Genomic DNA, 11732 nt, shown 5'->3' on the forward strand with positions numbered 1-11732 from the left:
AAATTTAAAATTTTTAATAATTAATTTCATTAGCTAATGTAGCGAGAAAGCTTAAGATGCTTATTATCTTCGGCGCTGCCATCAAAAAATAATTTTATTAATAATTAGTCTTGCTTTTACTTCATCATTAATGTATGATATTGCTTAAATATTTATGAGAGGTAGAGATTATGACGACAATTAACAAAATTAATCAACCGCAAGTTAAATATTATTACTGGTACTTCAGTTATTTGATCTGAGTGCCTAGTTTTGTCATTGCCTTAGACACACAGTTCAACCTTCATGACAATTGTGTGTAAAGACTTAAGTACTTTCTTCTCTATGAATTCACACAGTTGTCGTCATCTGTGTGAATTTTTTATTGGGAGAAAATAATGAATACTATTAAAAAGATTACTTTAGACACCTTAAATGGTTTATCCACTGGTATCGTAGTGGCTTTGATACCAGGAGCATTAATTAACCAGCTAGTACAAGCTCTTTTACCTAGCATGCCACAATTAAGTTTTATTTTAGCATTAACTGCTTTTGCCTCAGCCTTGCTACCCGCAATTAGTGCTGTATGCGTCGGCATGACGGCTAAGTTAACGCCAATTCAGACTTCGTCATTAGCTTTAGCATCTACCGCCGGAGCGGGTAATTTTGTGATGAACAAGGGCAAAATTGCAGTTATGGGCAGCGGCGATGTTATCAATACCGCTATTACCATTATGATTGCTTACGGGCTGGTCTTATTTTTTGGTAAAAAACTTAAGGCCTACACAATTCTGTTAGTACCACTATTAGTACTTTTAATTGCTGGGGGAATCGGTTGTCTCACACGTATTCCCGTTGGTCAACTAACTACTTTGATCGGAATGGGAGTCGAAAAATTAACTGCATTACAACCAATTGTAATGGGTATTCTCATGGGAATAGTATTCGGCTTACTTATTGTTTCCCCTATTTCTTCTGTTGGTATCGCTACAGCAATCAGCATTTCTGGAATTGCTTCAGGTTCAGCTAATCTGGGCATCACAGCAGTATCTTTTGCACTGGCTGTTTTTGGCTGGAAAGCAAACAGTTTTGGTACTTCAATCGCGCATTTCCTTGGTTCTCCTAAAATGCAAATGGCTAATTTAATGACCAATCCTAAACTGCTGATTCCTCTTTTAATTAATGCTGGTATCATGGGCGGCTTAGGTGCCGTGTTCCAAATTCAAGGGACGCCAATGAGCGCTGGCTTTGGCTTTTCTGGCTTAATTGGACCCGTCGCAGCGATGGCTAATCGCCCAGCAAATGCAATTAATATTATTCTGATTGCATTTTTGTTCTTTATCCTTCCAATCGCCCTGGGATTATTGATGAATTACTTGTTTAATAATAAAGTTCATCTTTTTACGAGCAAAGATTTCGAATTAGATTTTAGCTAAATAAAAAAGCTTTTGTTTCTATTTTTCAGCCATTTTGTTAGACACTGCTATAATTGAGACAAAGGAGCGTATGAAAATGATAAAATTCTATGGCTATAAACGTTGTTCAACTTCAAGAGCGGCCCAAAAATGGTTGGAGGATCATAATGTCAAGTTTGATTTTCAAGATTTAGTGGAACTACCGCCTAAAAAATCTGACTTGGTTAAATGGCTGACACAGTATCAAGACCGTGGCCTAAAATATTTTTTTAATACTCACGGCCAAGATTATCGTAAATTGCATCTTAAAGATCAGCTGCCCCAAATGACAATAGAAAAAGCAGCCGAAATGATGTCAAAAAATGGTAAGCTAATAAAAAGGCCCCTTGTTGTTGATGATCAAAACCTAACTTGCGGTTTCAATGAAAAAACATACCAAGAAGTTTGGCTTTAAATGAAAAAATAAATTCAGTAAAGAAAGTTTTGTCAAGAAACTTTCTTTTTTATTTTCATAATTAACTTCATAATATTTTAAAGAACAGGTAAAATAATAACCAAAAAGGAGAATTTCATGAAATACAACCAGTATGCTTATGTGAAAACAGATTACAAAACACAAGTTGAAGAATTATTACAAATTAAATTTTTACCATCCGCTTATCAAAAATTATCTTTTGGTGCTCTTTTAGCTGAACTAACCGCCAATACAGTTGCAGTTATTGCGCCTGACGCAAAAAGCGCACGAAATGCAAAATTAGCCGAGTTTGCTGTATCAGATAGTGAAAGGCTCAGCGACTTTTTAGACACAGCTCCAGAAAAAATTGATTGTAGCCAATTTTATAATGTAGCATTGCAATTACTCGGCTACCACGTTGGCTACGATTATCAGTTAAGTGAGCCATTAAAATTTATGCAAAAACAAGGCTTGCCTTATGTTAAGAATATTGGTGACAAAGAACATTTAATTCAGGCGTTTTACCGTTTACTTAATACCCGCGCCAAAAATGGCCAACTTTTAATTGATGTTATGGCTGGTGAAGGTTACTTTTATAACCGTCGAAATCAATTTGCTAAGAATAAATTTCTCTTTTTTAACGGCAAAAGTATGCCTATTTTTGATACCAGTAAGGTAATTAGAGAAGTAGTTTATGTTGAAAGCGATTTGGATACTGACAGAGATGGCAAGAGCGACTTACTGCAGACAACAATTTTTCGTCCAATTGAAAGTGAAAATTTGCCGGTCCCTGCTCTTTATACTGCCAGCCCCTATTTTGGTGGCATGATTGATAACGAGCAACGCAACCATAATGTCGATGAAAATTTAAGCGATGCAACTGAGTGGACCAATCCGCAATACCAAGCTGCTCCTGTGGTAAAAGCTAAAAAACCGCTGGCAGATAGTAAAGAATTGTATAAGCCGGTGGAACAGGCTGTTGGGAAGTCTTCTTATGGCTTAAATGAATATATGTTAGCACGAGGTTTTGCCAGTGTCTCTGCTGGTGCAATTGGTACACGCGGCAGTGATGGTCTCAGAATTACCGGTGCTCCAGAAGAAACTGAAAGTGCAAAAGAAATAATTGAATGGTTACACGGCGATCGCATTGCCTATACCGATAGATCACGCCAGCATGAAACTAAAGCTACTTGGTGTAATAAAAAGATTGGTATGACAGGCAGGTCATATTTGGGAACTTTACAAATAGCAATCGCAACTACCGGTGTAGCTGGCCTAAAAACGGTCATTTCCGAAGCTGCCATTTCCTCTTGGTATGATTATTACCGCGAACACGGCCTGGTAATCGCACCTGAAGATTGTCAAGGCGAAGATTTAGATATGCTGGCAGAAACTTGCCAGTCAAACTTGTGGGATGCCGGTGATTATCTAAAAATTAAGCCTAAATTTGACGAAATGCAAAAAGTATTACTTAAAAAAGCTGACCGTAAAACTGGACAATATTCTGATTTCTGGGAAAAACGCAACTACCGCCATCATACAGCTAATATTAAGTGTTCTTGGATTAGTGTTCATGGCTTAAATGACTGGAACGTCAAGCCTAAGAATGTCTATAAAATTTGGCAAAAGGTTAAAAACCTTCCGATTGAGCATCATCTTTTTCTGCACCAAGGGCCACACTATAACATGAACAATTTGGTTTCAATTGACTTTACCGACTTAATGAATTTATGGCTGGTTCATGAACTCTTAGGTATCGAAAATAATGCCTATGAACAGTGGCCGACGGTATTAGTCCAAGACAATCTTAAAGCTGACAAATGGCATGATGAAGACGATTGGAATAATAGCATCGGCACTGAAACCGTCTACTTCCCAACAGATAACAATGAGTTGACAAAAGATGCAAACGGTATGCAAAAAGTATCTTTTACCGATATGGGAGGAACGGAGTTTAAGAAAGCTAAAATTTCAGAAAATGATTGGCAATACCAATTTATTTGTGGCAATCCCAAATGGGCTAAAGCCAGTTTGCGTTATACCACAGATGAATTTATTCATCCCGTAACCATAGTTGGTCGACCGGAAATAAGAATGCGCGTGTCATCCAGCCTTAACAAAGGACAAATTTCAGTTGCTTTAGTTGAAATGGGCGATCGCAAGCGTCTGACAGCTACTCCTAAAATTTTAATGCCTGGAGAACAAGAACTAGGTTTCCATTTTAAGGTTGATTCTTTACAGGAATTTATGCCAGATAGGCTTACTCACGCCAAATTAATCACTAAAGCACACATGAATTTGCAAAATTACCAAGATATGAAGAAACCTGCCAAAATTAAAGCTGGCGACTTTTGTGACTTACAGTTTGAATTGCAGCCAACTTACTATACGATGCCGGTAGGCAGTAAACTTTGTCTAATTATCTATTCAACCGATCAGGGAATGACAAAAAGGCCGCTAGAAAAGACGGTCTACACAGTAGATCTGGCCAAGACCGCAATTAAGTTTAGCCTCAAATAAAATCGTCCTGCTATTCTCTATCACTATATTTTGTAACAAAAAGACAACTGGATCAAAAACCCAGTTGTCTTTTTTACTTAATAAATTCTTATTTGATGTCTATTGTTGAAAACGACCGATTTTCAAGCGCAGTTAATAGTGCCCGCGCGGTGTCTAAACTCGTAATTAGCGGAATATTTTGTTGAATAGCTGTTTGGCGAATGATAAAGCCGTCAGAAGTTTTAGCTAAATCATGTCCCATCGTATTAATTACTAAATCAATTTTACCGTTTTTAAATTCAGTTAGAATATTTGTGGCACTTTGGTCATGAATTTTGTCAACATGAGTAATATGCAGGTGGTGCTGCTCTAAAAATGCAGCCGTTCCGCTAGTCGCAAAAATCCGGTAACCAATTTGCGCAAATCTTTTGGCAATTGGTAATATTTCTTCTTTATCGCGGTCTTCAATCGTCAATAAAATGTTGCCACTATCGGGTATCTGCATATTAGCACCTGAAAATGCCTTATAAAGCGCCTTAGGAAAACTGAAATCACTGCCCATGACTTCGCCAGTTGATTTCATCTCTGGCCCTAAATAACTATCAACATCCGAAAGTTTGCTAAATGAAAATACAGGTGCCTTGACGCTAATCATTTCTGGTTCTGGCGCTAAGCCGGAGGAGAAGCCTTGATCTTTCAAGCTCTCACCCATAATGACCCGCGTAGCGACTTGCGCCATTTCAATACTGGTAATTTTGCTTAAAAACGGGACCGTTCGACTAGCACGGGGATTAACTTCAATAATATAGATTTCTCCCCCGCGCTCAATTAATTGTAAGTTCATAATTCCGTGACAATTGAGCTTTAAAGCTAATTTTTTGGTAATATCAGCTATTTTTTGCTTTATTGCAGGTGAAAATGTTTGAGCAGGATAAACAGCCATAGAATCGCCTGAGTGAACCCCGGCATGTTCGATATGTTCCATTATTCCGGGAATCAGCACTTCTTCCCCGTCACAAATGGCATCAACATCACACTCGCGCCCATCAAGGTAGTCATCGACCAAAATAGGATGACTGCTGGCAATATCCACATGATTGTGCAGGTAATCTTCAAGTTCGGCTTGATTATAAACTATTTCCATAGCTTTACCGCCCAAAACATAACTTGGTCTGACCAGAACAGGATAGCCAAGCTTCTGCGCCGCCTTAATTACACCATCATGTGTAGTTGTGGTAATTCCTTGCGGCTGTTTTAAACCTAGTTCTTTAACTACTTGATCGAATAATTCGCGGTCTTCAGCTCGGTTGAGGTCTGCTACACTGGTGCCCAAAATCTTGATCCCATGTTTCTCTAACCCAGCAGCCAAATTGATTGAAGTTTGACCACCAAACTGAATGATTACGCCTTCAGGCTGCTCAAGATCACAGACATTTAATACGTCTTCCAAAGTCAAAGGTTCAAAATATAATTTGTCAGATACAGAAAAGTCAGTGGAAACAGTTTCGGGATTAGAGTTAATAACAATAGCCTCATAACCCATTTTTTGCAATGCTTTGACACAGTGAACGGTAGCATAATCAAATTCCACACCCTGACCTATACGAATCGGGCCTGATCCAACTACTAAAACTGATCTCTTTGTCGTCTTTTGGCTCTCATTTTCAGCGTCATAAGTAGAGTAAAAATATGGTGTTTCAGAAACAAATTCTCCTGCGCAAGTATCTACCATTTTGTAAACTGGCACTAATTTATGGTCTTTCCGAAAGTTTCGTACTTCATCTTCTGTTTCGTGCCACAGGTTGGCAATAGTATGGTCACTAAAACCATATCTTTTGGCATTTTTAAGGACAGTTATATCATCAGGATTAGCTGCAATAGTTTTTTCTAGATCGACAATATGCTTTACGATATCTAAAAAATAAAAATTAATTTTGGTTAATTCATGCAAATCAGACATTGTATAACCGCGCCGGCAAGCTTCAGCGAGGTAAAAAAGCCGATCATCTTGGGCTTTAACCAATTTATTTTCCAAATCCTCGTCGCTGGCCTCGTGCGCCTCAAGAGAATAAAAGTCTTTTTGGTCAATTTCAAGCGAGCGCACAGCCTTTTGAAATGCTTCTTCTGCAGTTCTCCCAATTGCCATGACTTCCCCAGTTGCTTTCATCTGTGTACCAAGTTCACGATTTGCTTTAGCAAATTTATCAAAGGGCCAACGAGGTATCTTGCAGACCACATAATCCAAAGCAGGTTCAAATTCGGCAAAGGTGGTACCAGTGACTGGATTTTTAATTTCATCTAAAGTCAGACCTACAGCGATTTTAGCCGCCATTTTGGCAATCGGATAGCCGGTAGCCTTAGAGGCCAGAGCAGAAGAACGGGAAACCCGGGGATTAACCTCAATGACATCATAATTGAAACTATTGGGATCAAGAGCCAGCTGCACATTGCAACCACCTTCAATTTTTAGTGCTCGAATAAGTTTCAAGGAGCAGTCCCGCAGCATTTGATATTCTTTATCAGATAAAGTTTGTGATGGTGAAAAAACAATTGAATCTCCAGTATGGATACCAACCGGATCAAAATTTTCCATACAGCAAACAATCATGGCATTATCGTCATGATCTCTCATTACTTCAAATTCAATTTCTTTATAACCCGCTATTGAACGCTCAATTAAGCATTCGGTAACTGGTGATAGTTCCAATCCGTTTTTAGCTATTTTAGCTAATTCTTCACGGTCATTGCAGATGCCGCCACCGGTACCTCCCATAGTAAAAGCAGGACGAACAATAATCGGATAGCCAATTTTATCTCCAAAATCTAGTGCTTCCTGCACCGTTTTCACACTCGTTGAAGGTGGGACCGGTTCACCCAGTTCTTGACAAAGTTCTTTGAACTTTTCCCTGTCTTCTGCTTGTTCAATTGAATCAAGCTTTGTACCCAGGAGTTCAATATTTAGTTCATCTAGAATGCCACTTTTAGCTAAAGACAATGCCATATTCAATCCCACTTGTCCGCCTAACGTAGGTAAGATTGCATCAGGAAATTCTTTACGAATAATGCGGGAAACTGATTCCAAAGTTAAGGGCTCTATATAAACCTTATCGGCGATAGTCGTATCAGTCATGATGGTAGCGGGGTTAGAATTGACTAACACTACTTCGTAGCCTTCTTCACGTAAAGCTAAACAAGCCTGTGTTCCGGAATAATCAAATTCTGCTGCTTGACCTATAATAATTGGACCTGAACCAATTACCATGATTTTTTTAATATCAGTTCTTTTAGGCATCGTTCTCATTTTCCTTTCTTTGGTCAATCATTTGCATAAAGTAATCAAATATCCCTTCTTCGTCATGTGGCCCCGGTGTACTGTCTGGATGAAATTGCACCGAAAAAGCTGGATATTTTTTATGCCGCAAACCTTCAACAGTGCCATCATTAACTTCAACGTGCGTAACCATTAAATTTTCTGGATCAATTGAATCGCGGCTAACAGCATACCCATGATTTTGAGAAGTAAATCCAATATTTCCTGTAGCAATTTCACGTACGGGGTGATTAAATCCCCGATGGCCGAATTTCATTTTATAAGTCTTAGCACCGTTTGCCAGAGCAAAAACTTGATGACCCATGCAGATACCCATGAGTGGTATATGCTGCTCGACTTCTTGCACCATCTTAATTGCCTTTCCCATTTCCAGCGGATCTCCTGGGCCATTGGATAATAAAACACCATCTGGTTGCAAAGATAAAATCTTGGCAGCCGAAGTAGTATAAGGAAGAACTATGCAATTGCAGCCCCTTTGGCTTAGTTCACGTAAAATACTGTTTTTTATACCAAAGTCAACCACCACAACATTTCGCTTTGTACCAGGTACAGGATAGGATTTTGCTGTGGAAACCCTATCCACTGCACCCCTGGTTATTTGACTGGACTGCAACTCTTTGGCAATTTCTGCCGCGTTCTCCTGAGAATCACAAATTTGACCGCGCATAGTTCCATGACTGCGCAGCTTTTTTACTAATTGCCTAGTGTCTACACCCTGAATACCTGGAACATTGATACTTTCTAAAAACTGGGGTAAAGTGGTTTGCATACGCCAATTATCTGGGTGACGCGCCACTTGATGACAAATTACCCCTTTTATACCCGGTTCAAGTGATTCATAATCAGCCAGTGTAATACCATAGTTGCCAATTAAGGGATTGGTAAAAACTAAAATCTGATCAGCATAGGATTGATCAGTAATCGCTTCTTGATAGCCAGTCATACCGGTAGTAAAAACCACTTCTCCCCTAGTTGTTTTGTCGGCTCCAAAACCTGAACCCGCAAATATACTGCCATCTTCTAAAATTAAATATCTCATTTATTTTCCTCTATTTGAAAGACAACTTTGCCATCAACCATTGTTAATACTGGTTGACTGTAAACCGTGTCACCATTAAATGGGGTGTTTCTTCCCTTAGATTTAAAATCAGCAGTATTAATGGTTATTTTTTTACCAAGATTAAAAATTACTATATCAGCTGGTTGACCAATCGCAATTTTTCCTGCTTTTTTCAGTCCAAAAGACTCAGCTGGTGCGATTGTTAGCCAAGTTAATAACTGACTCAAAGTGAAAATACCAGTTTTAACAAACTTGGTATATAGTTCACTAAAAACTGTTTCGCTACCAACTATCCCAAAAGCTGCTTTAGCAAAACCGCCTTGTTTATCAGCAGCGGTATGAGGCGCATGGTCAGTAGCTATCATGTCAATCGTGCCGTCAAGCAATCCAGCAATTAAAGCTGCTTGGTCTCTTTTCGTTCTTAATGGGGGATTCATCTTAAACTTAGCATCATCGCCAGTAATATTTTCTTCTCCTAACAGAAGGTGGTGAGGAGCAACTTCACAAGTAACATTGATACCCTTGGATTTAGCAATTCTAATTAGTTCAACACTGGTAGCAGTTGACACGTGACAAACATGATAGTGAACGCGAGTTTTTTGCGCCAGTAAGAGATCACGTGCAATTTGTGTGGTCTCAGCTAATTCAGTAATAGGAGCTAAATGTAATTTTTTTGCTTTTTGACCTTCATTAATCACACCATGATTAAATAGTGCATCATCTTGTGCATGTTCAGCAATGATTAAATTATTCTCTTGTGCTTTTTGCATTGCCAAATACATGGTACGAGCATTCTGTACCCCTTTGCCATCATTACTTAGCGCCACACATCCGGCTTTTTTAAGTTGAGCATAATCGGGAATTTCATCAGTATCTTCATCAATAGTTATGGGGCCATATTGCAAAATATGCACTAAACCATTTTGGTCATTATTGTGCACCATTTTGGTCATTAATTCCGGTGTGTTAGGGACAGGTACCACATTAGGCATTGCACAAACCGTAGTAAAGCCACCATGCGCCGCTGCCAGCGAACCAGTCTGAACATTTTCTTTTTCAGTTTGACCTGGATCTCTATAGTGGACGTGAACATCAACTAGACCTGGACTTACCAGCTTATCTTCCGCGTTAATTACGCTGTCGCCGGTTAAGCCGGTCCCAATTGCTGCTATCAAGCCATCTTTAACTAAAAGATCAGCCTGCATAATCTGACCGCCAACAAAAAGATAGCCATTTTTAATCACAGTTGTCATTAAGACAGACCTCCTAATTTACGGCCGCGCATGACCGCTTCAATCATTGCCATGCGCATAAAAACTCCGTTCTCCATTTGCCTTACAAAACGACATTTCGGAGCTTCAACTAAATCACCGCTTAGTTCAACATCATGGTTAATTGGACCTGGATGCATGATAATGGCATCATCTTTCAGTTGGTCATATCGTTTTTGATTAATCCCATATTTTGCATGATATTTTTGAGCATCAAATTGGGCTTCATTTGGATCACCAGCATGCCTTTCATGCTGCACTCTCAAAAGCATCATTACATCCATTTGACTAACCAGATCATCAATCGGCTTATACTCGCCAAATTTGTCAAACTGTCTGTCATACCAATATTCAGGACCCGAGAAATAAACTTTTGCACCCAGCCTAGTTAAAAGATCCATGTTACTTTTGGCAACTCGTGAATTGGTAATATCTCCGACGATAGCTACTTTAAGATTTTTAAAATGACCAAATTGTTCGTGAATTGTCATCATGTCCAATAAACACTGTGACGGATGCTGACCACTGCCATCCCCAGCATTGATTACCCCAATGTTAAGGTGCTGGTTTTGCTTAGGACGGATCAATTGGTTGTAGTATTCGTTTTCTGAATGCCTGATTACTTCAAGATTAATGCCCAGAGCTGCCATAATGAGTGATGTGTCATAAAGGGTTTCACCTTTTTTAGTTGAACTATGTGCTGGATCAAAAGGAATAACCTTTAAGCCTAGTTTTCGTTCAGCCATTTCAAAACTGGTATGAGTTCTGCTGGAATTTTCAAAAAACATATTAGTAACATAGACTGGACAAGTTAAATGCGGGCGGGCACCACCATTTTTAAAATATTCTGCTCGTTCAATCAGTGCCATTACTTCCTCAGCTGTTAGGTTTTCGACGCTAACAAATGATTTTAAAGTGACAAAATTTGTATTTTTCATTTTTACTCTTTTCTAAAAAAATAAACCTGCAGCTTTTCAGCTCCAGGTTTAGCAAAAGGGTTTTTAGTTTAGTCCAAGACTTAACAAAAAGAACTCATACCCTTCTGACCCTCTCTGGAGCCAATTAAACGGTTGAATTGATTCTATTATTGCGGCAATGGCTTTAATTCCACACTGTCTTTATTATCAATTTCTTCAACATGAACCGCTATTTCTTCATGCGAAGATGTTGGGATATTTTTACCAACGAAATCTGCGCGAATCGGTAATTCACGGTGGCCACGGTCAACTAGCACTGCAACAGCAATTGAGCTAGGTCTGCCTTTATCCATTAAAGCATCCATTGCTGCTCTAACTGTCCGACCAGTAAAAAGTACATCATCGACCAAAACAACGTGTTTATTGCCGATTTCAACACCTATTTCCTTAGAATTAACAACAGGGTCTTGCTTTAACGATGCATCATGACGGTCATCGCGGTATAAAGTAATATCAAGTTGACCCAGTGGCACATCGACCCCTTCAAGTTTTTGAATGCGGTCATGGATTCGCTGAGCTAAATAAACGCCACGAGTTTTAATCCCTACGAGTACCAAATCTTCAGTACCTTTATTGCGTTCAATGATCTCATAAGTAATTCTGGTTAGCGCTCTCTTCATTGCTGAAGCGTCCCAAATTTCTTTTGTCATCTTTTTCTCCTATTGCTACTTTACCCATGAAAAAACACTTAATCTACTGAGACTAAGTGCTGTGTAAAAGTCAATACTTAATTGAGCTTTCCTTGC

General features: G+C 39.0%; 8 protein-coding genes. 3 read left to right on the forward strand and 5 right to left on the reverse strand.

Annotation, left to right across the window (positions count from 1 at the left end; all coding sequences use genetic code 11):
• Positions 1-374: 374 nt before the first annotated feature.
• The 3 genes from DLD54_RS05520 to DLD54_RS05530 all read left to right on the forward strand — a co-directional run bounded on the left by DLD54_RS05520 (position 375) and on the right by DLD54_RS05530 (position 4368).
• Positions 375-1415, forward strand: a complete 1041-nt coding sequence (locus tag DLD54_RS05520) for a PTS sugar transporter subunit IIC (RefSeq protein ID WP_370448316.1) — start codon at positions 375-377, stop codon at positions 1413-1415.
• 76 nt (positions 1416-1491) lie between these two features.
• Positions 1492-1848, forward strand: a complete 357-nt coding sequence (locus DLD54_RS05525; protein WP_046327286.1) for an arsenate reductase family protein — start codon at positions 1492-1494, stop codon at positions 1846-1848.
• Positions 1849-1965: 117 nt separating this feature from the next.
• The gene (locus tag DLD54_RS05530) at positions 1966-4368 is read left to right on the forward strand and encodes a Xaa-Pro dipeptidyl-peptidase (RefSeq protein ID WP_109918532.1); all 2403 of its coding nucleotides are present in this window, start codon (positions 1966-1968) and stop codon (positions 4366-4368) included.
• Positions 4369-4456: 88 nt separating this feature from the next.
• Here DLD54_RS05530 and carB read toward each other — a convergent pair whose 3' ends face one another.
• The 5 genes from carB to pyrR form a co-directional block, all read right to left on the reverse strand.
• A complete protein-coding gene (carB, locus tag DLD54_RS05535) occupies positions 4457-7639 on the reverse strand; it encodes a carbamoyl-phosphate synthase large subunit (RefSeq protein ID WP_109918533.1) in 3183 nt (1060 codons plus the stop codon).
• Positions 7632-8717, reverse strand: a complete 1086-nt coding sequence (locus DLD54_RS05540; protein WP_109918534.1) for a carbamoyl phosphate synthase small subunit — start codon at positions 8715-8717, stop codon at positions 7632-7634. The genes carB and DLD54_RS05540 overlap by 8 nt, the downstream gene beginning before the upstream one ends.
• A complete protein-coding gene (locus DLD54_RS05545) occupies positions 8714-9991 on the reverse strand; it encodes a dihydroorotase (RefSeq protein ID WP_109918535.1) in 1278 nt (425 codons plus the stop codon). The genes DLD54_RS05540 and DLD54_RS05545 overlap by 4 nt, the downstream gene beginning before the upstream one ends.
• A complete protein-coding gene (locus tag DLD54_RS05550; RefSeq protein WP_109918536.1) occupies positions 9991-10947 on the reverse strand; it encodes an aspartate carbamoyltransferase catalytic subunit in 957 nt (318 codons plus the stop codon). Before DLD54_RS05550 ends, DLD54_RS05545 begins: the two co-directional genes overlap by 1 nt.
• Positions 10948-11093: 146 nt before the next feature.
• On the reverse strand, positions 11094-11636 hold the full coding sequence (gene pyrR / locus DLD54_RS05555) for a bifunctional pyr operon transcriptional regulator/uracil phosphoribosyltransferase PyrR (RefSeq protein ID WP_046327292.1): 543 nt from the start codon (positions 11634-11636) through the stop codon (positions 11094-11096).
• Positions 11637-11732 lie beyond the last annotated feature (96 nt).

The sequence above is a fragment of the Lactobacillus helsingborgensis genome (genome assembly GCF_003173695.1).
GTDB lineage: Bacteria > Bacillota > Bacilli > Lactobacillales > Lactobacillaceae > Lactobacillus > Lactobacillus helsingborgensis.

What these genes read in the sequence shown, in the direction of transcription:
- DLD54_RS05525 (WP_046327286.1), top strand. Translation starts at nt 1,492, where the DNA reads ATGATAAAATTCTATGGCTATAAACGTTGTTCAACTTCAAGAGCGGCC.
- DLD54_RS05530 (WP_109918532.1), top strand. Translation starts at nt 1,966, where the DNA reads ATGAAATACAACCAGTATGCTTATGTGAAAACAGATTACAAAACACAA.
- carB (WP_109918533.1), bottom strand. Translation starts at nt 7,639, where the DNA reads ATGCCTAAAAGAACTGATATTAAAAAAATCATGGTAATTGGTTCAGGT.
- DLD54_RS05540 (WP_109918534.1), bottom strand. Translation starts at nt 8,717, where the DNA reads ATGAGATATTTAATTTTAGAAGATGGCAGTATATTTGCGGGTTCAGGT.
- DLD54_RS05545 (WP_109918535.1), bottom strand. Translation starts at nt 9,991, where the DNA reads ATGACAACTGTGATTAAAAATGGCTATCTTTTTGTTGGCGGTCAGATT.
- DLD54_RS05550 (WP_109918536.1), bottom strand. Translation starts at nt 10,947, where the DNA reads ATGAAAAATACAAATTTTGTCACTTTAAAATCATTTGTTAGCGTCGAA.
- pyrR (WP_046327292.1), bottom strand. Translation starts at nt 11,636, where the DNA reads ATGACAAAAGAAATTTGGGACGCTTCAGCAATGAAGAGAGCGCTAACC.